The 21,151-nt window shown below is 70.8% G+C and carries 18 protein-coding genes; 6 read left to right on the forward strand and 12 right to left on the reverse strand.

What is annotated here, in order from left to right; all coding sequences use genetic code 11:
• Window positions 1–405 precede the first annotated feature (405 nt).
• From RPX00_RS06135 to RPX00_RS06145, 3 genes are all read right to left on the reverse strand, one after another.
• Window positions 406–807, reverse strand: coding sequence for a hypothetical protein (locus tag RPX00_RS06135; protein WP_406638270.1), 402 nt, complete (start codon window positions 805–807; stop codon window positions 406–408).
• A gap of 63 nt (window positions 808–870) precedes the next feature.
• Window positions 871–1,131, reverse strand: a complete 261-nt coding sequence (locus tag RPX00_RS06140) for a hypothetical protein (RefSeq protein WP_406638272.1) — start codon at window positions 1,129–1,131, stop codon at window positions 871–873.
• A 126-nt stretch (window positions 1,132–1,257) separates the two neighbouring features.
• Window positions 1,258–1,554: a hypothetical protein gene (locus RPX00_RS06145; protein ID WP_406638274.1), complete on the reverse strand. Its 297-nt coding sequence runs from the start codon at window positions 1,552–1,554 to the stop codon at window positions 1,258–1,260.
• A gap of 1,749 nt (window positions 1,555–3,303) precedes the next feature.
• Between RPX00_RS06145 and RPX00_RS06150 the strand changes: the two genes are divergently transcribed.
• From RPX00_RS06150 to RPX00_RS06160, 3 genes are read left to right on the forward strand one after another with little or no spacing between them, the layout of a single operon-like run.
• Window positions 3,304–4,254 (forward strand): hypothetical protein, encoded by a 951-nt coding sequence (locus tag RPX00_RS06150; RefSeq protein ID WP_406638276.1) that lies wholly within the window; start codon window positions 3,304–3,306, stop codon window positions 4,252–4,254.
• Window positions 4,255–4,259: 5 nt separating this feature from the next.
• A complete protein-coding gene (locus RPX00_RS06155) occupies window positions 4,260–5,111 on the forward strand; it encodes an immunity 49 family protein (protein WP_406638278.1) in 852 nt (283 codons plus the stop codon).
• 41 nt (window positions 5,112–5,152) lie between these two features.
• Complete coding sequence (locus tag RPX00_RS06160; protein WP_406638280.1) at window positions 5,153–7,348, forward strand: hypothetical protein; 2,196 nt, start codon at window positions 5,153–5,155, stop codon at window positions 7,346–7,348.
• 4 nt (window positions 7,349–7,352) lie between these two features.
• Here the strand turns inward: RPX00_RS06160 and ilvA are convergent, their stop codons facing one another.
• Window positions 7,353–8,555 carry a threonine ammonia-lyase gene (ilvA, locus tag RPX00_RS06165; RefSeq protein ID WP_406638281.1) on the reverse strand — a complete coding sequence of 401 codons (1,203 nt, stop codon included), beginning with the start codon at window positions 8,553–8,555 and terminating at the stop codon, window positions 7,353–7,355.
• Window positions 8,556–8,650: 95 nt separating this feature from the next.
• Between ilvA and RPX00_RS06170 the strand changes: the two genes are divergently transcribed.
• A complete protein-coding gene (locus RPX00_RS06170) occupies window positions 8,651–8,926 on the forward strand; it encodes a hypothetical protein (RefSeq protein ID WP_406638283.1) in 276 nt (91 codons plus the stop codon).
• Between the two features lie 355 nt (window positions 8,927–9,281).
• On the opposite strand, the gene RPX00_RS06175 is transcribed toward RPX00_RS06170, so the two are convergent.
• The 6 genes from RPX00_RS06175 to RPX00_RS06200 all read right to left on the reverse strand — a co-directional run bounded on the left by RPX00_RS06175 (window position 9,282) and on the right by RPX00_RS06200 (window position 16,222).
• Window positions 9,282–10,439 (reverse strand): cystathionine gamma-synthase, encoded by a 1,158-nt coding sequence (locus tag RPX00_RS06175; RefSeq protein WP_406638285.1) that lies wholly within the window; start codon window positions 10,437–10,439, stop codon window positions 9,282–9,284.
• A gap of 101 nt (window positions 10,440–10,540) precedes the next feature.
• On the reverse strand, window positions 10,541–11,203 hold the full coding sequence (locus RPX00_RS06180; protein WP_406638287.1) for a hypothetical protein: 663 nt from the start codon (window positions 11,201–11,203) through the stop codon (window positions 10,541–10,543).
• Window positions 11,204–11,288: 85 nt separating this feature from the next.
• The gene (locus RPX00_RS06185) at window positions 11,289–11,825 is read right to left on the reverse strand and encodes a hypothetical protein (protein WP_406638289.1); all 537 of its coding nucleotides are present in this window, start codon (window positions 11,823–11,825) and stop codon (window positions 11,289–11,291) included.
• 226 nt (window positions 11,826–12,051) lie between these two features.
• Window positions 12,052–13,491, reverse strand: a complete 1,440-nt coding sequence (locus tag RPX00_RS06190; RefSeq protein ID WP_406638291.1) for a hypothetical protein — start codon at window positions 13,489–13,491, stop codon at window positions 12,052–12,054.
• A 115-nt stretch (window positions 13,492–13,606) separates the two neighbouring features.
• Window positions 13,607–14,977 (reverse strand): cystathionine beta-synthase, encoded by a 1,371-nt coding sequence (locus RPX00_RS06195; protein ID WP_406638293.1) that lies wholly within the window; start codon window positions 14,975–14,977, stop codon window positions 13,607–13,609.
• A gap of 318 nt (window positions 14,978–15,295) precedes the next feature.
• Entirely contained in the window at window positions 15,296–16,222 is a 927-nt protein-coding gene (locus RPX00_RS06200; RefSeq protein WP_406638295.1) for a pentapeptide repeat-containing protein, read from the reverse strand.
• A 120-nt stretch (window positions 16,223–16,342) separates the two neighbouring features.
• On the opposite strand from RPX00_RS06200, the gene RPX00_RS06205 reads away from it, so the two are divergent.
• The gene (locus RPX00_RS06205) at window positions 16,343–17,563 is read left to right on the forward strand and encodes an acetyl-CoA C-acetyltransferase (RefSeq protein WP_406638297.1); all 1,221 of its coding nucleotides are present in this window, start codon (window positions 16,343–16,345) and stop codon (window positions 17,561–17,563) included.
• A gap of 48 nt (window positions 17,564–17,611) precedes the next feature.
• Here RPX00_RS06205 and RPX00_RS06210 read toward each other — a convergent pair whose 3' ends face one another.
• Window positions 17,612–18,085 (reverse strand): MarR family winged helix-turn-helix transcriptional regulator, encoded by a 474-nt coding sequence (locus tag RPX00_RS06210; RefSeq protein ID WP_406638299.1) that lies wholly within the window; start codon window positions 18,083–18,085, stop codon window positions 17,612–17,614.
• A 51-nt stretch (window positions 18,086–18,136) separates the two neighbouring features.
• Between RPX00_RS06210 and RPX00_RS06215 the strand changes: the two genes are divergently transcribed.
• The gene (locus tag RPX00_RS06215; protein WP_406638301.1) at window positions 18,137–19,483 is read left to right on the forward strand and encodes an MFS transporter; all 1,347 of its coding nucleotides are present in this window, start codon (window positions 18,137–18,139) and stop codon (window positions 19,481–19,483) included.
• A gap of 46 nt (window positions 19,484–19,529) precedes the next feature.
• Here the strand turns inward: RPX00_RS06215 and RPX00_RS06220 are convergent, their stop codons facing one another.
• Complete coding sequence (locus RPX00_RS06220) at window positions 19,530–21,062, reverse strand: DHA2 family efflux MFS transporter permease subunit (RefSeq protein ID WP_406638303.1); 1,533 nt, start codon at window positions 21,060–21,062, stop codon at window positions 19,530–19,532.
• Between the last annotated feature and the right edge of the window lie 89 nt (window positions 21,063–21,151).

The following is a 21,151-nucleotide window of genomic DNA, read 5'->3' on the forward strand; positions in this document are numbered from 1 at the left end:
GTCCAAAAAGGACGGCGACGGTCCGGGGCCCTTCACCGAGGGCAACGGCGACTACGGCTACGCCACCGGCATCAACATCGCCGAATCGGCGACGGACGCGTTCAAGGGAATCGCGGACGGCGACTGGGTTTCCGGCGGCCTCGGCGTCGCGAGCCTCGCCGGCGAGATCGCGGGCGCGGCGATCGACCCGTTCGGCTACCTGATGTCGTCGGTGGCGTCGTTCCTGATGGAGCACGTGCAGCCGCTGAAGGACATGCTGGACTCGGTCGCGGGCAACCCGCCGGTGATCCAGTCCTACGCCGACACCTGGGGCAACGTCGCGAAGTCGTTGCAGGAACGGCAGAAAGACCTCGAGAACGCAGTCAAGACCGGCACCGCCGAGTGGAAGGGCGACGGCGCGGACGCCTATCGCAAGTCCGCGGCGGAGGCGGCCGAGGCGATCGGCGGCGCGGCGACGGTCGCGAGCGCGATCGGCACGGTCACGATGATCATGGGCCAGGTCGTCGCCTTCGTGCGCGGTCTGGTGCGGCAGCTCATCGCGGATCTGGTGGGCAAGCTGATCTCCTGGGTCATGGAGGAGGTGTTCTCGCTCGGGTTCGGGACGCCGCTGGTGGTCGCGCAGGCCGTCACGGCGATCTCCAAGTGGGGCGAGAAGATCAGCGAACTGCTGACCAAGCTGTGCGAGACGATGCGCCGGGTCTCGCCGCTGCTCGGCAAGCTCGCCGAGGTCTTCACGAAGATCATCAAGGTGCTGGGCAAGCTGGCCGGCAAGGTCACCGGCCTCGACGTCATCAGCACGAAGAACATCAAGGCGGGCGGCTTCTTCCACCGCGGCGGTTCCGGCGGTGGAACGGGCGGCTCCGGCGGCGGTCACCACAGCGGATCCGGCGAAGGCGACGCGGATCCCGGCTCCCCGTCCGGTTCGCGCCGCTCCGACGGGTCGGGCGATCCCGATTCCTCCGACGGTCCGAACAGCAGCCACAACGACTCGGACGGTTCCGACGCGCCCGGCGACCGTTCGGGAGATTCCAGCAGCCGCAACGGGTCCGACAGTCCCAGCAGCGACAGCCCGACCTCGACGGGCGGCTCGCACTCCTCGCCGGACGGCACCGGTCCGTCCACAATAGACACTGCGACGTCCTCGTCGCGGCGCGTGACCGACAGCCCCGGCGGGAGCCACCCGGACTCCAGCCCGTCGTCGTTCGCCGGTGACGCGAGCCCGACGTCCCGTGGCGGAGGCAGTCCGTCGGACAGTTCTTACGCGCCGCAAAGCTCTCCGCACAGCGATGCCCCGTCCTCGGTCAGCGCCCCGCACTCCGGCGGGTCGGCGCCGTCGGGCGGCGGGTCGCATTCCGGTGGCGGCGAGCCGAGCCCGCACCGTTCGAGCAGCAGCAACGACTCGACGTCGGCGAGCGGGTATGCCCCGCCCCGCGCGGACGCTCCTTCGCCGCAGGCCGCTCCCCCGCAACACATCCGTTCGAACGACGGAGGCGGTTCGCCGAACCAGAGCCCGGCGGGCGGCGGAATTCCGCAGCACGGCGGCGGTGGCGGCACCCCGACCAACGCCCCGGCCGGCGGCGGCAGTCCGTCGCCTCGGCCCAGCGGCGGTGGCTGGACCGGGACGCCGGGGTCCAGGGCTCCTGAGGTGCCGGCAAGCCGGGTTCCGGACGGCGGTCCTTCGGGTCGGCGACCGAGCGGCGGTCCCAGCCCGGCGGACAGCGGCGGTCCCAGCCGTACTCCGGATCGTTCCGGGCCCGCTCCGCAGCGGCCCAGCGACGGTGGTGCGACGCCGCAGCGTCCTTCGGACGGTGGCTCTACGCCGCATCGGCCTGCCGATGGCGGGTCCACCCCGCAACGGCCCTCCGATGGTGGCTCGACCCCGCAACGCCCGTCCGATGGCGGGTCCGCTCCGCAACGGCCCGCGGACGGTGGGTCTGCTTCGCAGCGTCCTGACGGTGGCGGCGGGTCTTCCCCGCAGCGTCCGGCGGATTCGTCGAGCGGCGGTCCGCAGCGTCCTGGTGATGGCGGCGACGTTGGACAGCCCAAACGCCCCGGTGTGGACCCGGGTCTCGGCCGTTCGGAGCCAGCACCGGCGTCCGGCGGATCGCACGCCCCGGCGAACCGCGGCTCCGGCGACGGCTCCGCGCCCCCGGCCGCGGCGGCCGTCGCGACCGGTCCGGGAGGTGCCCAGCGCGGCGGCCCGGACGCGGGCGGTGGCGCGCGTCGTCCCGACGGCTCGCCCGAGCCCGTCGCGCGCGGCGGCGCTCGTACTGACGCGCCCCCGGCCAAGCCTGGCGACGCTCCACAACGGACTGGCAAGGAAACCCCGGCGCAGAACGGCAAACCGAACGTCGACGAGTCCGGGAAGCCGAAGGACGGCGACAAGCCGGGCAGGCACGAGAACACCGAGCCGGACAAGAAGCCGAGCCAGCACGACGACGCGGAGCGCAAGCCGGGCAACGACAAGTCCGACCACAATCCGGAGCACCGCGACCCGAATCAGCACGACTCGGACGGGCCGAACCACCACGACGACCCCGCCCACGACGGCACCCCGCCGCACCACGACGAGCCGCTGTCGCCGGACGAGGTCAACCACCGGCACGCCGAGGACACTCCGGCGGGCAGCTCGTACCACCGCGACGACCCGGAACTCGGCGACCTGCCACACCGCGTCCAGCCGGATCCGGACGGGCGCTACACGGTGGACGTGCACGTCACCGCGGACGGCCACGCCCGCATCGGCGACCGGCTGTACACGCCGGAAGAGTTCGCCGACATCCTGCGGCGCAACGGAAACTACGACGGCGGGCCGATCCGGCTGATCGGCTGCGACGCGGCGTCGAACGACTTCGCGCACCGGCTGTCGCGCGATCTCGACACCGAGGTGATGGCTCCGAACAAGCCGGCGTGGACCGACTCGAACGGCCGCGTCTTTTCCTCCGACTACGAAATCGGCCCCGACGGACGGATGCGGCCGCGGATCCCGCCGGACGGCGAATGGTCGGTGCACCGTCCCGACGGCACGTCGCACCACGTCGGCGACGACGGTTTCGCCCCGGACGGCAAACACCACGACCCGCACGACGTCGACGCCGACAGCTCCCGCCACCGCGGCGAGGACGGGGACGACGACGTCGACTGGCGCGACCGGCCCGGCCCCGACGGCCGCACGCCGAGGAAAACCTCGCGGACCCGGAGTACATCAAGAAGCACTACTACGAGTGGACCGACCAGAAAACCGGGCGCACGGAGCTGCGGATCAGGCATTCCGCGGTCGATCCGCAGAACCCGCCGCATCCGGTGGACCTCGTCGACGGCAAGCCGGTGTTCAAGCACGACCGGCCCGCCGCGGAGTTCATGGGCTACGACGACGCACGGTCGGCCACCCACGCACCGCAGCGCGCTCCGGAGCACGACGCGGGCGGCGGCCAGCACCAGGGCGACGGTTCCGGCCAGCATGCCGGGGAGCACGACTCCGGGAACAGCCAGCACGACCAGAACGCCGGCGAGCAGCACGTGCCCGGAACGCATTCCGACACGTCGAACTGGCGGGAGAAGGACTACGACGCGATCGACGAGAAGGTGCGCGATCGCGAAACCAAGTACCACGAACTCAACGACACCCCGAACGACTCTCCCGAGTGGAAGGACGCGCACAACGCGAAGAACGACGCGTCCGAGAAGCTGGGCGAGGAGGCGTCCGGGCACGCGGTGCGCGACCGGCTGCACCGCGAGTTCACCGAGGCGCACCCGGACCAGAACTTCGACGTCCGGGAGCACCCGGACGCACCGGAGGGCAGCCACCGCTACCAGATCGTCGACGGCGACGGGAACGTGCGCGCGGACATCACGCCCCGCCACCCGATCGACGGCGAGAAGCCGGGGGCCGGGAACTTCGACCACATCTGGGAGGTCGACTACCACAACGGCGGCGAACCGCACTACATCGTGCACGAGGCGAAGGGGCCGGGCGGCCAGCCCAGCACCCGCTACGTGCCCGAGGACATGCGGACCTACCGGCAGGGCCACCCGAAGTACTTCGACGACATCGTGAAGAAGATGGCCCACACCGACCCCGACCTCGCGGACGCGCTCGAGCGTGCGAAGCTCCAGAAGAGGCTCGATTATGTGGAGGTGCGGGCGCTGGTCGACCAGACCGAGCACACGCACAAGAACCTCGGCTACGCCTACAAGCCCTTCAACGGTTACGACTACAAGTCGCCGCTGACCCCAGCGTCCGGTGAGGAATGAGATAGATGACCGCCGTTCCCAGGCACTCCGTCAGCATCGACGTCGCGTGGAAGCAGATCGAGAAGTTGTCGCCGCAGGTGGCCTTCTACTTCGACTACATCACGCAGGACACCAGCGCATTGGCGAACGTCCTGCGCCGGGAACTGATGCTCGCGCAGTACCGCAGCGTCGTCGATCCGGACGCTGAGGACCCGGACACGTGGGGCGACCTCGCCCTCGCCGCGCAAGCCGCGGCCGCCGCCTTCACCGCGGCGAGCGCGCCGGAGGGCCAGGAGGTCGACGCGGTGATCGGCCGCCCGCGCCGCTTCGCCGCCACCGGCCCCACGCCGCGCACCGACCCGGCCGCGTGGCTCACCGCGGCCTGGCTCGCCGTGATCCAGCGCGACGACGTGCTGATCCAGCAGCTGGCCGCGGTGCCGCTCGACGTGCTGCGCGCGTCGGGCATCGAGCACGACGCCTACATGTACCCGTGGGTCGAAACGCTGCAGACGTTCCTCGCCCACCGCGAGGTCACCCCGGAGATGTTCCTGCCCGCGATGGACGGCACCGACCCGGACACCGCGCAGTTCACGCCGCCCGCGGCGATGCTGCAGCTCGTGTACCCGCCGATCCGGATGTTCTACTACGTGCTGCGCCGGGACTCGGAGAAGTTCGCCGAGGCGTTCGTTTCCGCGCTGGAGCGGCACCGCGAGTACTGGACCGCCGAGGACCGCGCCACCGACCCGGACGGATTCCTCGCGCTGGCCCCGCTGGCGGTGGCGGTGCTCGCCCGCTCGGTCGGGATGACCTTCGACGTGCAGTCCGGTTACACGCCGGCCAACCTGCTCGCGGGCATCGTCCCGCCGCAGAACGGCTGATCGGAAATGAAGCGTTCGCCCGGTGAGGAGCCGCAGAAATCATGACCCGGCCACCGGTGCCGCTCACGCCTGCCCAGCAGCAGGATCTCGTCCAGCAGATCGGGCAGGCGGCCGCCGCCGCGCTGCCCGCGGGCTGGCAGCAGCTGCAGGTCGCCTGCCGCGCGGCGGGACGGCACGTGGAAGTCGACGTCGCCGTGCTCGCCCCGGACGGCCGGACCTACCCGGTCCAGCCGCATCCGGAGCTGCCGCGGCTGTTCGGCGTGCTGCGCAACGGGATGTACCAGCCAGGCCGAGGCACGTGGCTGAGCGCGACGCTGGTGTTCTCGCCGCAGCGACCGCCGTTCGCGGACTACCAACCGGACATCGAACCGCGCTGGCGACAGGTCCCGCCACCGATCGGCTTCCAGGACGAACTGCGCTTTTTCCCGCGCGAGGACCGCTTCGTGCCACCGTGGCTGCGCCAACGGGCCGGTGCGGTGCCTGGAGTGGGTGCGCCGCAGCAGGACGCGGGACCGTCGGTGCCTGGGCAGCAGGTTCCGCCGCCCGTGCCTGGGCCCGGTCCGGCCGTGCCTCCGCCGTTGCCTGGTGCGGAGAATCAGGGTCCGCCGCCTGGGGCTGCGATACCTCCGCCGCTGCCTGGCACTGGGCAGGCTGCCAGCACGGAGCAGCCAGCAGCACCGCACCCGTCGGCTGAGCCAGCCACACCGCCGCCGCTGCCCGGCGGCGAGCAGGCCGCCAACGCGGAGCAGCCAGCCCAGCCGCAATCGCCAGCTGAAGCAGCCGCGCCTCCGCCATTGCCCGGGACCGGGCAGGCAGCCAACGTGGAACAGCCAGCCCGGCCGCTCCCCTCGGGTGAGTCCGCCACGCCGCCGCCCGGCAGTGAGCAACCCGCCTCGGCTGGGATCGCCACGCCGCCGCTGTCCAGCGGCGAACAGGCCGCCAACGCGGAGCAACCGGCCCCACCGCACCTCTCGGCTGAGCCCACCACGCCTCCGATGCCCGGCGGCGAGCACGAGCAACCCACCTCGGCTGAGCCCACCGCACCTCCGGTGCCTAGCGCCGAAGCGGAGCAGCCGGTTCCGCCGCTGCCCGGCAGTGGGCAACCCACCTCGGCTGAGTCCATCACTCCGCCCGGCACCGAAGCGGAGCCCGTTCCGCCAACCTCCGCCGAAACCACCGCACCGCCAGCGCTGGACGCGGAGCTGCCCGTCTCCCAACCCCTCCCCGAAACAGCGGCTGCTACCCCGCCGCCGTTCGACGAGGGGCGGGCTGCCCTGGCCTCGCGAGCGGATGAGGCGCAGTCCGAGCCAAGCGAGGTTGCGGCGGCCGGGATCGCGGCCGAGGAAGCGGGAGCGAGCGGGGCAGGAACCGAGGAAGCACAACCGGCCGCTCCGGAGGCGGACCCGGCTGAGCTGCGTACTCCGCGCGTTTACGACGGCTTCGACGAGGCGGGGAATCCGGTCGTCGAGCGGGAGGCGTTGTCACCGGAGGAGCGGGAGCGGGTTCTCGCTTATCTCGACGGCGCACCAATTATCCTGGCGTCTCGCAGCAACGACACCGACGCCTTCGATCCGTCCCGCACGGACGCCGTTCCGCTGAATTTCCGGACCGACGGCAGCTGGGTGTGGCCTGGCGCGGTCGGCTATTACCTGCGCGAGCACGGGATTTCGCCGGATCCCGAACTTGTCGCGCACATCCGGGCGGCCGGGTACGCGGTGCCGGAGGTGAGCGAGGCGGCGCAGGAGCGGATGCTGGCGGCGATGGTCAATCTGCCTGCCGAGGAGAGCCCTCCCGCGAAGGTCCCCGAGGCGGAATCGCCGGAGGAGCAGGACCAGCTGCTGAATGAGATCGCCACCGCGCTCGCCGCTGCGGCTCCGGAGGGGTGGCAGCGGATCGTGTTCGACTTCATGACGTTGGGCAGGCACGCGAACCTCGCGTGCGGCGCACGGATGGCCGACGGCAGCACGCAGCAGGTGTCCGTCGCGCGGGAGTTGTCGAAGCCGTTGGCTCAGCTGCGTCGCGGCAAGTACGTCCAAGGGCGGGGCACCTGGTACACGCTCTCCCTGACCATCGACCCGCCGTTGACCTACCAGGCCAGCTTCAACGAGGACGACGAACCGGCCTTCCACACGCCGCCCCGGCCGGAGGACTACGCGCTCGACCAGGAACGCTATCCGCGCGACGAGGACTACCTTCCGCTGTGGTTCAGTGCCCGACTGCCGGATAGTCCACAGTAGACAGTCAGACGATGGTGAACCCGGCGTCGGCGAGGGCGGCCTCGACGTCCTCGCAGTGTTCCGGGCCGCGGGTTTCCAGGGCGAGGGCGACGTCGACCTCGCCTAGCGCCAGGCTGCCGGAGATGCGGGAGTGCTCGACGTCAAGGACGTTCGCGCCCAGCTCCTTCACGCACGACAGCACCGAAACCAGCGAGCCCGGGCGGTCCGGCACGCGCAGGTGCAGCTTCAGATAACGGCCGCCCGCGGTCATGCCGTGCTGGATGATCTGTTGCAGCAGCACGGGATCCACATTGCCGCCGGAGAGGATCGCGACCACTGGTGCCTCGAAAGCGCCGGGATGCTGCAAAAGCGCGGCCACCGAGGCGGCACCGGCCGGTTCCACGACCAGTTTCCGGCGTTCGAGGCACAGCAATACCGCGCGGGACAAGGATTCCTCGGTGACCGTCACGACGTCGTCCACCAGCGACTGGACGTGCGCGTAGCTGGTCTTGCCCGGCTCGCCGACCGCGATCCCGTCGGCCATCGTGTGGACCTCGCGCAGCCGGACCGGTCCGCCTCCCGCCAGCGAAGGCGGGTACGCGGCGGCATCCTCGGCCTGCACGCCGATCACCCGGACGTCCGGGTGCAGTGCCTTGACCGCCGCCGCTACACCGCCGACCAGCCCCCCGCCGCCCGTCGGGACGAGGATCGTTTTCACGCCCGGCACCTGTTCGAGAATCTCCAGGCCGACGGTGCCCTGGCCGGCGATGACGTCGGCGTGGTCGAACGGGTGGATGAAGACCGCGCCGGTGCGTTCCGAGAACGCGATGGCCTCGGCGAGGGTTTCGTCGACGACCGCGCCGTGCAGGTGCACCTCCGCGCCGTAACTGCGGGTCGCGGCGAGTTTCGGCAGCGGAGCGCGTAGCGGCATGAAGACAGTCGAGGAAATGCCCAGCAGCGACGACGCCAGCGCGACTCCCTGCGCGTGGTTCCCGGCGCTGGCCGCGACGACGCCGCGGGCGCGTTCCTCGGCGGTCAGGCCGTGAATGCGGGTGTACGCGCCGCGGATCTTGAAAGAACCGGTGCGCTGCAGGTTCTCGCACTTGAGGTACACCGGCCCGCCGTGCAGCCGGCGCAGGTCGCGGGCGTGCTCCATCGGCGTGACGCGGGTGATGCCTTCGAGCAGCTTCCTGGCTTCCTGAATGCGCTCGACGCTGACCAGTTCCATGGCGCCGATGATGCCACCGACGGACGGCCGGGGTGCGCTGCCCGGCGGACCGGTACGCTGATAACGGCAGCCACACATGATCAGGGAGTGCGACCATGGCACGCGCGCAGCACGGGACCACCTCCCGGGCCAAGTCACGAGCCCAGTCCCGCACCGGTCTGCTGCCGCTCGCCGCGGGCATTCTGTCCGCCGTGGCCCTCACCGGCGCGGCCTTCGCGACGGTCGAAGCGGCCGCCTGCACCGGCTCCGCCCAGTACATCCGGCACGACAACCACATCGAGCTGGTCGGCGGCTGCGTGAACGGCACCGAACTCCCCGCGACGTCCGGCACCCGGCAGGCCAATGCGTTGCCGGAGAACAGCAAACCCTGACGGCAGCTGGGGATTTCTCCGGATTCGCTGGGCAGAGCGAGGGAAAGGTTCGCTGGGGCAGCGGATTCTGCTGGAATCGGCGGTGAGTTCCGCTGAAGCAGGGCGAATTGGCCACGGTTGATCGCGCGCAGGTGCGGCGGGTTTAGGCGGCTTCCGCCGGGACGCCGACGCGGTTGCGGTGCGTCAGGTGGCTTCCGCGAGAGCAGGCCAGGTCGCCTGCACGACGGAGAGCTTCCACTAGGGCAGTGAACCAGCCGCGTCCCACCGTGGCGAGCGGCACTCCGCCCCAGGAAGACTCCACGCGCGACGGGGCACCAGGAACCAGCCCCAGCGCCCCGTCAGCGAAGCCGGAAAGTCAGCCCAGCGCCTGCGTAAGGTCGGCTACCAGGTCGCGTCCGTCCTCAATGCCGACCGACAGCCGGACCAGGTCCTCCGGGACCTCCAGCGTCGAGCCCGCCGTGGAGGCGTGCGTCATCTTGCCGGGGTGCTCGATCAGGCTCTCGATACCGCCAAGGGACTCCGCCAGCACGAACAGCTTCGTGCGGGACGCGACCTCCAGCGCCGCCTCCTCGCCGCCCGCCACGCGGAACGACACCATTCCGCCGAAGCGGCGCATCTGCTTCGCCGCCACCTCGTGGCCGGGGTGTTCCGGCAGGCCGGGGTAGTAGACCTTGGTGACCTTCGGGTGCTTGGCCAAGGTGCGGGCCACCAGTTCGGCGTTGTCGCTGTGCCGGTCCATGCGCAGGGCCAGCGTCTTGAGACCGCGCAGGGTGAGCCAGGCGTCGAACGGACCGGGGACGGCACCGGCCGCGTTGCGCAGGTAGAAGAGCTGCTCGCGCAGTTCGTCCTCGTTCGTGACGACCGCGCCGCCTACGACGTCCGAGTGGCCGCCCAGGTACTTGGTGGTGGAGTGCACCACGATGTCCGCGCCCAGGGCCAGCGGCGTCTGCAGATACGGGGTGGCGAAGGTGTTGTCCACGACCAGCCGGGCGCCCGCGTCGTGGGCCGCGCCTGCCAGCGCCGAGATGTCGGCGATGCCCAGCAGCGGGTTGGTGGGCGACTCGCACCAGATCAGCTTCGTTTCGGGGCGCATCGCGGCCCGCACGTCGTCGATGCGGCTCAGGTCGGCGACCGTGTGCTCGACGCCCCACAGGCTCAGCACCTTGTCGATCAGGCGGAACGTGCCGCCGTACGCGTCGTTGCCCAGCACCAGGTGGTCGCCGGGGCGCAGAACCGTGCGCAGCACCGCGTCGGACGCGGCCATGCCGGACGCGAACGCCAGCGTGTGCCGCGCGCCTTCGAGCGAGGCGAGGGCTTCCTCCAGCGCGGTCCGCGTGGGGTTCGCGGTGCGCGAGTACTCGTAGCCGCCCTCGCGGGTGCCGCCGACGCCGTCCTGCGCGTACGTGGACGTCTGATAAATCGGCACGATGACCGCACCCGTGCGGGGATCGGGCTGCTGCCCGGCGTGGATCGCGCGTGTTTCAAAACCCAGGACGGAGTAGTCGTCGGCCATGTTTCCCAGAGTACGGGGCACCACTGACAATCCCATCAGCTGGGAGGCAACTCACCATGCGGGAGGGCTGCCGGCACAAACCGCGCCGGCAGCCCCGCTGGTCACCAGCCCTGCGGCGCGGGGTACGCACCCGGCTGCCCGGGCGCGCCCGGACGGTAGTTGACCCACTCCGCGGTGGGCTTGACCAGCGCCAGCACCAGGGTCGCGATCGGCGGGATCAGGCCGATCAGGGCAGCGCCGATGCCCGCGCCCAGCACCTGCGCGCTGCGCGCGTAGCCCGCGGCCATGACTCCGGAGTCGACAATGCTCAGGACGGCGTGCGCGATCACCAGCCCGCAGCCGATGATCGTGCACAGCCGGGCGGCGGGCTTGTGCAGGAACAGGCCGATGCCGCCGAAGAACAGCAGGCCGATCAGCAGCACGTTCACGACGAGCGCCACGTAGAGCTCCCAGATCGTGATGTGGATGGCCGACAGCGCGACGACTGCGCCGATGACCGAGATGATCGCGAAAATGCCGCCGATGAGCGCGAGGATCCCGGCGATGATCGCGGTCGCGCCGTTCGGCTTCGGCTGGAACACGCCAGGCCCGCCCGGGTACGCCGGGTACGGCTGACCCGCGGCGGGCGGAGCGAACGGCGGCTGCGGCGCGCCCGGGTACGGCTGCGCCGGCACCGGCTGGCTCGCCGGGTAGGGCTGCTGCCCGGGGAACGGGCCGCTCTGCGGCTGCTGCGGCTGGCCCTGCGGGTTCTGGGGGTAAGTCACGGGGAGTCCTCGGTGCATCGTGGTTCCGCCGAAGGCGGGGGAATGCCTGTATCGTGCCAGGTCCGGTCCGTTTTCGGGGCGAAATTCACCACTGTCGCGAGGGTGACGAAGCAGGCACCACCGGTACCCGGTAACGCAGGTAGCCGAAGGTCCGCGGCAGCCCGGCCAGCACGAGCACCAGCAGCACCGCGGCGGCCAGCGTGACGCGGTCGATCGCGGCGAAACTCTCGAACCGCAGCAGGGTCCGGACGTACTCGGCGTACGCCGGGGAACCGCCCACCGCCGGCTCCAGCAGGAGCGCGCCGAGCGCCATCAGCGCGCCCGCGATGAGCAGCACCGCACCCGCGGTCGCGCGGAAAAAGGTGGAGATCGCGCCGAGCAGCAAGATCAGCGAAGCGGCCAGGTACGCGGCGAGATCGGCGAGCGTCAACGGCGAGAGGTCGCCGAGGCTGAATCCGGAGGGAATGTCGAGGAACAGCCTTGCCGGAAGATAGCCGGACGTGGCCGCGGCGACGAGCCCGAACAGTCCGGCCGCGATCGCCGTGAGGCCGTTCGGCCGGTATCCCGCCGGGGAGGATTCCCGTTCCCGCTGCCGTGCCGGAAGTCCGTGCAGGCCGCTCACGGTAGGTCCCCCTCGGACTGGGAAGGCGCTTCGGACGGCGCTCACCCTAGCCCGGAAACGCACGGTTGGGGACCGGCGCGAGCGCATGGGAGCCGCAATTCCCCCGGCTGCCGGAACGGCCGGGAAAAGGCCACTGCCTTGCCGTGAATCCCGCGAAAAACGGACCGGAAACGACGAAGGGCGCCGCCGTCCGAAGACGGGGCGCCCTTCGCGGAGATTCAGCTGCTCACCACTGCTGCGGCGGCTGCTGCTGACCCGGCTGGCCGTAGCCGGGAGGCGGCTGCTGCCCGCCCGGCGGCGGGTACTGGCCCGGCTGGCCGAAGCCGCCCGGCTGCTGCGGCGGCTGGCCGTAGCCCGGCTGCTGGCCCGGCTGGCCGTAACCGGGAGGCGGCTGCTGCCCGAAGCCCGGCTGCGGGTTGGCGCCGCTGCCCGGGTTCTGCCCGCCCGGCTGCGGGAAGCCCCCGCTGTTCGGGTTCGGACCGCCCGGAGGCGGGAAGCCGCCCGGCTGCTGCGGCTGGCCGAAGCCCGGCTGTCCGCCGCCGAAGCCGCCCGGCTGCTGCGGGCCGCCGGGGCCGCCGGAGGACGGGCCGCCGAGGCCGACGTACTGCGCGGTGGCCGGGATGATCGCGACCACGCCGATGATCAGGACGATGATGCCGAGGATCAGCGTCAGCATGCCGCCGCCGCTGGTCGCGCTGGAGCCGGCACCGCCGTACTTGGCGACGAAGTCGCTGTTGACCGAGGTCCCCGACTTCGCGAGGATCGAGAACAGCAGCAACAGCACGCCGCCGGCCAGCAGGCCGATCGGGGCGAGCTTGCGCAGCACGGCCGCGCGGCCGGCCATCGCCAGCGCGACGCCGCCCGCCAGCGAGATCACCGCGCCGACCAGGATCATGATCACGTAGAACCAGAGCGCGCCCGGCGAAGCCAGACCGGCCTCGTCGAACAGCTTCTGGTAGCGGCTCGAGCTGTCGTACAGCTTCGAGTAATCGCTGGTGTCGCTCATGTAGCTGAACGAGACGATCAGCGCGATCAGGCCGAGCACCGCGGCGACGCCGCCGGCGATGTAGCCGTACAGCGCGTTGCCGCCGCCCGAGGGCGCGGCGGGCGCGCCGAACGGGGCGGGCTGGCCGAAGCCCGGCTGACCCGGCTGCCCGGGCTGGCCCGGCTGGCCGAACGCGCCCTGCGGCGGGGCGCCGAAGCCGCCCTGGTCGAAGCCGCCCGGCTGGCCGAAGCCCTGCGGCGGCTGTCCCGGCTGGCCCGGCTGCCCGGGCTGGCCGAAGCCCTGCGGGGCTCCGAAGCCCGCCACCGCGGCCGGGTTGTCCGCCGCGCTCGGCGGCGGGGCGTACGGGATGTTCTGCGGCTGCTGGCTCGGCGGGACGAGCTGAGTCGACTCGGCGTTGCCCTCGGCGCTCACGGGGTTGACCACCTGGGTGGCGTTCGCGTCGGCCGGCTGGCCCGGCTGCACGACCTGCGTCGGCTCCGGGGTGTCGCCGAACGCGCCGCCGCCCTGTGCGGGCTGCTGCGGCTGGCCCGGCTGGACCACCTGGGTCGGCTCCGACGCGCCGAAGGGACTGTCCTGCTGCGGTGTAGGACCACTCGACGGGCCCTGCGGCGGCTGCTGTCCGCCGTCCCAGGGCTGGTTCGGTGGCTGCGGAGCACTCATGTGGGTCTTGAACCCCCTTGACGAGGACGCGAAAAAGTTCTATTCGGCGGTAACGCTATCGGATGCCCGGCCGGGCCGCGCGCAGACGCCCCGGCCGGCAGCCGTGAGGTTCGGCCTATCTGCCCGCGAGGAAGGCGAGCAGATCGTGCCTGGTGACGACGCCGGCCGGCTTGCCGTCGATCAGCACCAGCGCGCCGTCGGCCCCTTCGAGCGCCTTCATCGCGGCGCTCACCTGCTCGCCCGCGCCGATCGTGGGCAGCGGAGGCGACATGTGCGTCTCCAGCCGGTCGGCGAGCTGGGCCTTGCCGGTGAACAGCGCGTCGAGCAGGTCGCGCTCGTTGACCGCGCCGACCACCTCGGCGGCCATCACCGGCGGTTCGGCGCTGACCACGGGCATCTGGCTCACGCCGAACTCCGACAGGATGGCGACCGCCTCGGCGACCGTCTCGTTCGGATGCGAGTGCACGAGGCTGGGCAGCGCGCCGGACTTGCGGGTGAGCACGTCGCCGACCGTCGCGCCGGACGAATCCGGCGGGAGGAAGCCGTAGGACGACATCCAGGCGTCGTTGAACACCTTGGTCAGGTAGCCGCGGCCGCCGTCGGGCAGCAGCACGACCACGACGTCGTCCTCGGTGAGGCCCTCGGCCAGCTTCAGCGCCGCGGCCACGGCCATCCCGCACGAACCGCCGACCAGCAGGCCTTCCTCGGTGGCGAGGCGGCGCGTGGTCTCGAACGAGTGCGCGTCGCTGATCGGGATGATCTGGTCGGCGACGTTCCGGTCGTAGGTCTCCGGCCAGAAGTCCTCGCCGACGCCCTCGACCAGGTACGGCCGTCCGGTGCCGCCGGAGTACACCGAGCCCTCGGGATCAGCCCCGACGACCTGGACGCGGCCGTCGCTGACCTCCTTCAGGTACTGGCCGGTGCCGGAGATGGTGCCGCCGGTGCCGACGCCCGCGACGAAGTGGGTGACCTTGCCGTCGGTCTGCCGCCAGATCTCCGGGCCGGTGGAGTGGTAGTGGCTGGCCGGGTTCTCCGGGTTGGCGTACTGGTTGGGCTTCCAGGCGCCCTCGATCTCGCGCACGAGCCGGTCGGACACGTTGTAGTAGGAGTCGGGGTGCTCGGGCGCGACCGCGGTCGGGCACACGACGACGCGGGCGCCGTACGCGCGCAGCACGTTGCGCTTGTCCTCGCTCACCTTGTCCGGGCACACGAACACGCACTGGTAGCCCTTGCGCTGCGCGACCATGGCGAGCCCGACGCCGGTGTTGCCCGAGGTCGGCTCGACGATCGTGCCGCCAGGGCGCAGTTCGCCGGAGGCCTCGGCGGCCTCGATCATCCGCAGCGCGATCCGGTCCTTCACGCTGCCGCCCGGGTTGACGTACTCGACCTTCGCGAGCACGAGCGGCTTGAGCCCCCGCGTGAGCGAATTCAGCTTGACCAGCGGGGTGTTGCCCACAAGGTCCACGATGTGTTCTGCGTACTCCACGCGACCAGCCTAAACAGCCGAAGGCAGGACGGGCTACCGCGGGACCGGCAGGCGGTCTCCGGGTGCGCGTCGGGGCCACGGGCGGCGCTGGGCGAGGTCGAGCCTCCCCGGCGCGGACCTCAGGCAGCCACCAAGCCGCGCGTCGACACCGGGTTCGGCCCGAGGGCCGCCGCACGCCGATCCGTCTTCCCGTCCCGGAGGTCCGTCCCGGCCCGCAATGCCATAAACCACAGCACCTTGACGCCCATCGCCGGTTCACCTCCCGTTTCGGGTTCTTCTCTTCTTGTTGACTCTTCACCGAGCCTAGTGGTTCCGCCGTTATTCGGAAACACTCGAAGGGACGAGCCGGAGCCATCCGTCGTTGCCGGGTTCTTCCGTCCAGCCGGGCGGCCAGGACCGTTTGTATCCGGGCTTCGCGAGGGCACCGGCCAGCCCGACCTCCGAGTTCACTCCGAATTCCGCATGCTGATGGAACTTCGCGCCACGGAATACGTCGCCATTACCGCCGAAGACCGCGCTTCGGAAGTCCGCGCGTTCGCGGAAGTCAGCTTCGTGAAAATCGGCTTTAGTACCGAATTCCGTATCGCGAAAGGTCGCGAATTCCTCGAACTCGGTTTGATAACAGACAATGGAACGGATCCGGCAGTGCGTGAGGGTCAGCGCGACGAGCCGGGCGCCGGAGAAGTCGAGATCGATGTCCGGCCAGTACGACCCCAGCGGCTCCGCGTCGCCGCCCGGACGCAGGTGCAGCATGAGGATCCGCTGCGCGGCCTTCCGTACCTGCAGTTCCTCCGAGGAGCCTTCCGCATCGGGGTCGAAAGGCATCCGCAGGTACGCACAGAGGACGTTGACGATCGTCTGCCGCTGGTCCGCGTGGCTCTGGGCAAGCCGTTCGAGCGCGTACAGCCCGGCCAGCCGGACCGGGGCCTTGTCGCTGCCGAGCTGGTCGGCGGCCTTGCCGTACATGTCGGTGATCCGGCGCTCGGTCGCGTCGTGGTCCTTCTGTTCCAGATCCAGTTCGGCGGAGCGCTGCTTTCGCGCGGCGAGCAGGAGCGCGGCCGCGCCGCCGGTGCCGACCACGATGCTCGACGCCGTGCGCAACGCGTCGAGCCGCGAGGAATCGGCCGGGGTACCGCCGCCGAGCAGCCACAACAGCAGTGCCGCCGCGACCGCCGCGAGCAGCACGATGCCGGTCCCCCACCATGCGATCGTGCGCGTGGACAACACCCGGTTGCGCTCTGTCACGGCAAGAATCCTCCCACGGGCGCAAGGTGGTGCAGGTCGCCTTCGGCTTTCGGACGGACGCCGGAAGCGGCAAGATGATGAGCAACCGCTTAGTGCCGCCGACCCGAGGATGTGTCTGTCATGCCCGAAGCCGTCATCGTCTCCACCGCCCGCTCCCCGATCGGCCGCGCCGGGAAGGGCTCGCTGGTCGGGATGCGCCCCGACGACCTCGCCGCGCAGATGGTGCGCGCGGCGCTGGACAAGGTGCCCCAGCTGGATCCGGCCGACATCGACGACCTGATGCTCGGCTGCGGCCTGCCCGGCGGCGAGTCCGGCTTCAACATGGGCCGCGCGGTGGCGGTCGAACTCGGCTACGACCACCTGCCCGGCTGCACGATCACCCGGTACTGCTCGTCCAGCTTGCAGACCACCCGGATGGCGCTGCACGCGATCAAGGCCGGCGAGGGCGACGTCTTCATCTCGGCGGGCGTCGAGGCCGTGTCGCGGTTCGCGAACGGCAGCTCCGACTCCTGGCCGGACACGCACAACCCGCTGTTCGCCGACGCCGAGGCGCGCACCAAGGCGACCGCCGAGTCCGGTTCGGACAGCTGGCAGGACCCGCGCGAGAACGGGCAGCTCCCGGACGTCTACATCGCGATGGGCCAGACCGCGGAGAACCTGGCGCGGCTCAAGGGCGTCACCCGCGAGGAGATGGACGAGTTCGGCGTGCGGTCGCAGAACCTCGCCGAGAAGGCCGTAGCGGACGGCTTCTGGGCCAAGGACATCACGCCGGTCACGCTGCCGGACGGCACGGTCGTGTCGAAGGACGACGGGCCCCGCGCGGGCGTGACGATCGAGGGCGTGTCCGGGCTGAAGCCGGTCTTCCGCCCCGACGGCCGGATCACCGCGGGCAACTGCTGCCCGCTCAACGACGGCGCGGCGGCGGTCGTGATCATGTCCGACACGAAGGCGCGCGAGCTGGGCCTGACGCCGCTGGCGCGCGTCGTGTCCACCGGCGTCACCGGGCTGTCGCCGGAGATCATGGGCTACGGCCCGGTCGAGGCGTCGAAGCAGGCGCTGTCCCGCGCCGGACTGTCCATTTCGGACATCGACCTGGTCGAGATCAACGAGGCGTTCGCCGCGCAGGTCATCCCGTCCTACCGCGACCTCGGCATCGACCTCGACCGGCTGAACGTCAACGGCGGCGCGATCGCGGTCGGCCACCCGTTCGGCATGACCGGCGCGCGGATCACCTCGACGCTGATCAACTCCCTGCAGCACCACGACAAGCAGTTCGGCCTTGAGACGATGTGCGTCGGCGGCGGACAGGGCATGGCCATGGTGCTGGAGCGGCTTTCCTAAGCCCAGCAACGAAAAGGGCCGTCCGCGAGGGTTCGCGGGCGGCCCTTTTCAGCGTTCGAGCTGGTTTTCGAGGCGGAGCAGATAGCCGGCGAAGCGCTGCCGATCGGCGGGCGACCAGTCGGCGGTGAGTTCGTCGAACGTGTGGCGCTGCCATTGGTGGGATCCGGCGAGCAGTTCGCGGCCAGCGTCGGTGAGCTGGAGCGAAGCGCGGCGGCGGTCCTGCCCGGAGGTGGCGCGGACGAGGTATCCGGCCGCGGTGGCGTCGCGGACCATGCGGCTGGCTCCGGAGTGGTCGAGGCCGAGGTGGTGCGCGACGGTCGCGACGGTGACCTCGTCCGTGCGCGCTCCGGCGGTGTCGACCGCCTCGACGGCGAGGATGTGCTGCACGTGCCGCATTTCGCCGGTGAGTTCGGTGGCGGTGCGCAGAATCCAGCGCCGCGACCAGTAGCGGACCAGCCGGAACAGGGCGGGGCCTGCCTCGGCGAGCGAGGCACTGTCCGAGTTGTCGTTCGATGCGGGCACAGCGGAAGCCTACCTTGACTGTATGCGATACGCACGCATAACGTGTGCGATATGCATACGTTCTCGCGGAACGCCGCGTTCGCCGCGCTGTTGCTGGGCATGCTGATGGCGGCCCTGGACACCAACGTGGTCGTCGCGGCGTTGCCCTCGATCGGGGCGGACCTGGGCAATCCGGGTGCGGCGGGCGGGGTGACCTCGGCGTATCTGCTGGCGGTCGCCGTGGCCACGCCGGTGCACGGGAGTCTTGGCGACCGCTGGGGGCGGCGGCGGATGTTCGTCGGCTCGGTGGCGGTCTTCGCGGTCGCGTCGCTCGGCTGCGCACTGGCACCCAGCCTGCCCGCGCTGATCGGGTTGCGAGCGGTGCAGGGCCTTGGCGGCAGCGGGTTGATCGTGGCCGCGGTGGCCGCCATGGCCGAGCTGTTCGACCGGGCGGAAATGGTGCGCCGACAGGGCTGGCTGACGGCGGTGTTCGCGGTGTCCTCGATCGGCGGGGCTCCGCTGGGCGGGCTGCTGGCGGCTAGCACGGGGTGGCCGTCGATCTTTCTGGTCAACCTTCCGGTCAGCGTGCTGGCTCTGGTGCTGGGAATCCGGTCGGTGCCCGGTCAGCGCGACCAGGCTGATCGGCGTGGGTTCGATGTGGCCGGCGCGGTGCTGGTCGCGCTGGTCGGCGGCAGCATCGTCGTCCTCGGCAGCAGCGAGGCGCTCGCCCGTGATCCGGTGGCCGCGCCGGTGCTGGCCGCCGTCGCGCTCGTGGGGACCGTGGCATTCGTCCGGGTCGAACGGCATGCTGCCGCTCCGCTCGTTCCGCCTCGGTTGTTCGCCGATCCGGGCGTGACCCGCGCTGTCGTGGTCACTTTGCTCACTGGCGTGGCGTTGTTCGGCAGCTTCACCTACGTGCCGTTGGCCATCAGCGAGAACCCGGCAGCTACGGGGCTTCTGCTGCTGCCGATGAGCATCGGGCAGCTGGTGGTCACCAGTGGGTTCGCGCTGCTGGCTCGACGCTGGCCTCGCGTCACCGCCTGGGGACGGCTCGGCCTTGCCCTCGGTGTCGTGGGATTGCTTTGCACGGCTTTGATTCCGCTGGCGCAGGGCGGGTTGCGCATGCTGGCCGTGGTGGTCGGGTTGGCGTGCAGCGGTGCCGCGCTGGGACTGTCCATGCAGGCGTACACGCTGCTCGCCCAGTCGATGGTGCCGAAGGACATTCTCGGTGCCGGGATGGCGACGCTGACCTTCGCCCGCCAGATCGGCGGATCGCTGGGCATCGCGGTGTTCGGGTGGATCACGCTGGTCGCCGACAGTGGTGCGGCGCTGCCGATCGTGTTCCTACTCGCTGCGGCGGTCTTGCTGGCCGGGGTGTTCCTCGCGCCTCGGGCCGCGCACGACCTGGTGTCCGCATAGGAAAGGGCCGCCCGCGGGGTAGCGCGGACGGCCCTTTACGTGCGGGTCAGTGCATCGGCACCGGCGGGGCGACCTCGCCGGGTTCCGTCGCCGCTGGCACCACGCGCTTCTTCGGCAGGAAGAACGCGGGCACCAGGCACAGCGCCAGCAGGACGGTGCCCCACAGGAACGTCGTCGCGAACGACTCGCCGGCCAGGCCGGCCGCGGCGTCGTGCGTGGCCGGGTTCATCGTCGCCGCGGTGGCGACCAGCTGGCCCTGGCTCGTCGGCACGCCGAACTTCCCTGCGAGCAGCGCCGCCAGGATGATCGACATCACCGCGGAGCCGATCGCGCCCGAGGTCTGCTGCAGGATGTTCGTCGCGGTCGAGGCCTTCGCCATGTCCTTGGATTCCAAGGTCTGCAGCGCGGCCGAGGTGATCGGCATCATCGTGCAGCCCATGCCGATGCCCATCACGAACAGCGCGGACAGCAGCTGCCAGTACGGCGTGGTCGCGGTGACCTGCGTGAACACGACCATGCCCAGTGCGATCAGGACCAGGCCGGGCAGCACGATCCTGCGCGGCGCGATCTTGTCGGCGAGCCGTCCGGTGATCGGCATCGCCAGCATCGCGCCGAAGCCCTGCGGGGCCAGCAGCAGACCGGCGTTCAGCGCGGTCTCGCCGCGCACCAGCACGAAATAGGTGGGCAGCAACAGCATCGCGCCGAAGAAGCCGACGCAGAACACGGCCATGGTGATCATCGCGCCGGAGAACGACCGGTTCCGGAACAGCTTCAGGTCGATCAGCGGGTTCTCCATGGTCCGCGCACGGAGGACGAACGCGACCAGCAGCGCGAGACCCACCAGCGCGGGCAGCCACACCTCGAGGTCGGCGACGGTGCCGGTGGACGGAATCCGCGAGACGCCGAAGATCAGCAGGGCCAGACCTGGCGACACCATCAGCATGCCGAGGAAGTCGAACCGGTTGCCGGGTTCCGGGTTGTCCTTCGGCAGCATCCGCAGCGCGAGCAGGAAGGCGATCAGTCCGATCGGGACGTTGATGTAGAAGATCCAGCGCCAGCTCACCGAGTCGACCAGCCAGCCGCCGAGGATCGGGCCGCAGATGGGGCCGAGCAGCATCGGCACGCCGAGCACGGCCATCACGCGGCCGATGCGCTGCGGGCCCGCCGCCCGGGTCAGGATCGTCATGCCCGCCGGCATCAGCATGCCGCCGCCGAGGCCCTGCACGACCCGGAACGCGATCAGCGATTCGACGTTCCACGCGAGCCCGGCCAGCATCGAGCCGACCAGGAAGGTGCCGATCGCGAGCAGGTACAGCCGCTTCGTGCCGAACCGGTCGGACGCCCATCCGGTGACCGGGATGACCGTCGCCAGCGCCAGCATGTAGCCGGTCGCGACCCACTGGATGGTGTCGAAGGACGTGCTGAACTGAAGGGTGAGTTTTTGGAGCGCGACGTTGACCACGGTGGTGTCGAGGATCGCCATGATGGCGCCGAGCACCACCACGGAAGCGACCTTCAGCACTCCCCGGTCGAGTTTGTCACCGGCATCCGGCGCGGCCGGATTCGCGGGTGCGGACATGCGGAACCCCATCTGTGAGTGGTGAAGCGCAAGCCCGCGACGCGACAATACGACCGCGGTTCCCCCTTGCGCGCGCTTCAGACTAGCCG

This window comes from Amycolatopsis sp. WGS_07 (genome assembly GCF_045278895.1).
Lineage (GTDB): Bacteria > Actinomycetota > Actinomycetes > Mycobacteriales > Pseudonocardiaceae > Amycolatopsis.

What these genes read in the sequence shown, in the direction of transcription:
- RPX00_RS06160 (WP_406638280.1), top strand. Translation starts at nt 5,153, where the DNA reads ATGACCCGGCCACCGGTGCCGCTCACGCCTGCCCAGCAGCAGGATCTC.
- RPX00_RS06190 (WP_406638291.1), bottom strand. Translation starts at nt 13,491, where the DNA reads ATGAGTGCTCCGCAGCCACCGAACCAGCCCTGGGACGGCGGACAGCAG.
- RPX00_RS06175 (WP_406638285.1), bottom strand. Translation starts at nt 10,439, where the DNA reads ATGGCCGACGACTACTCCGTCCTGGGTTTTGAAACACGCGCGATCCAC.
- RPX00_RS06205 (WP_406638297.1), top strand. Translation starts at nt 16,343, where the DNA reads ATGCCCGAAGCCGTCATCGTCTCCACCGCCCGCTCCCCGATCGGCCGC.
- RPX00_RS06155 (WP_406638278.1), top strand. Translation starts at nt 4,260, where the DNA reads ATGACCGCCGTTCCCAGGCACTCCGTCAGCATCGACGTCGCGTGGAAG.
- RPX00_RS06220 (WP_406638303.1), bottom strand. Translation starts at nt 21,062, where the DNA reads ATGTCCGCACCCGCGAATCCGGCCGCGCCGGATGCCGGTGACAAACTC.
- RPX00_RS06135 (WP_406638270.1), bottom strand. Translation starts at nt 807, where the DNA reads ATGTTCTTCGTGCTGATGACGTCGAGGCCGGTGACCTTGCCGGCCAGC.
- ilvA (WP_406638281.1), bottom strand. Translation starts at nt 8,555, where the DNA reads ATGGAACTGGTCAGCGTCGAGCGCATTCAGGAAGCCAGGAAGCTGCTC.
- RPX00_RS06215 (WP_406638301.1), top strand. Translation starts at nt 18,137, where the DNA reads ATGCATACGTTCTCGCGGAACGCCGCGTTCGCCGCGCTGTTGCTGGGC.
- RPX00_RS06170 (WP_406638283.1), top strand. Translation starts at nt 8,651, where the DNA reads ATGGCACGCGCGCAGCACGGGACCACCTCCCGGGCCAAGTCACGAGCC.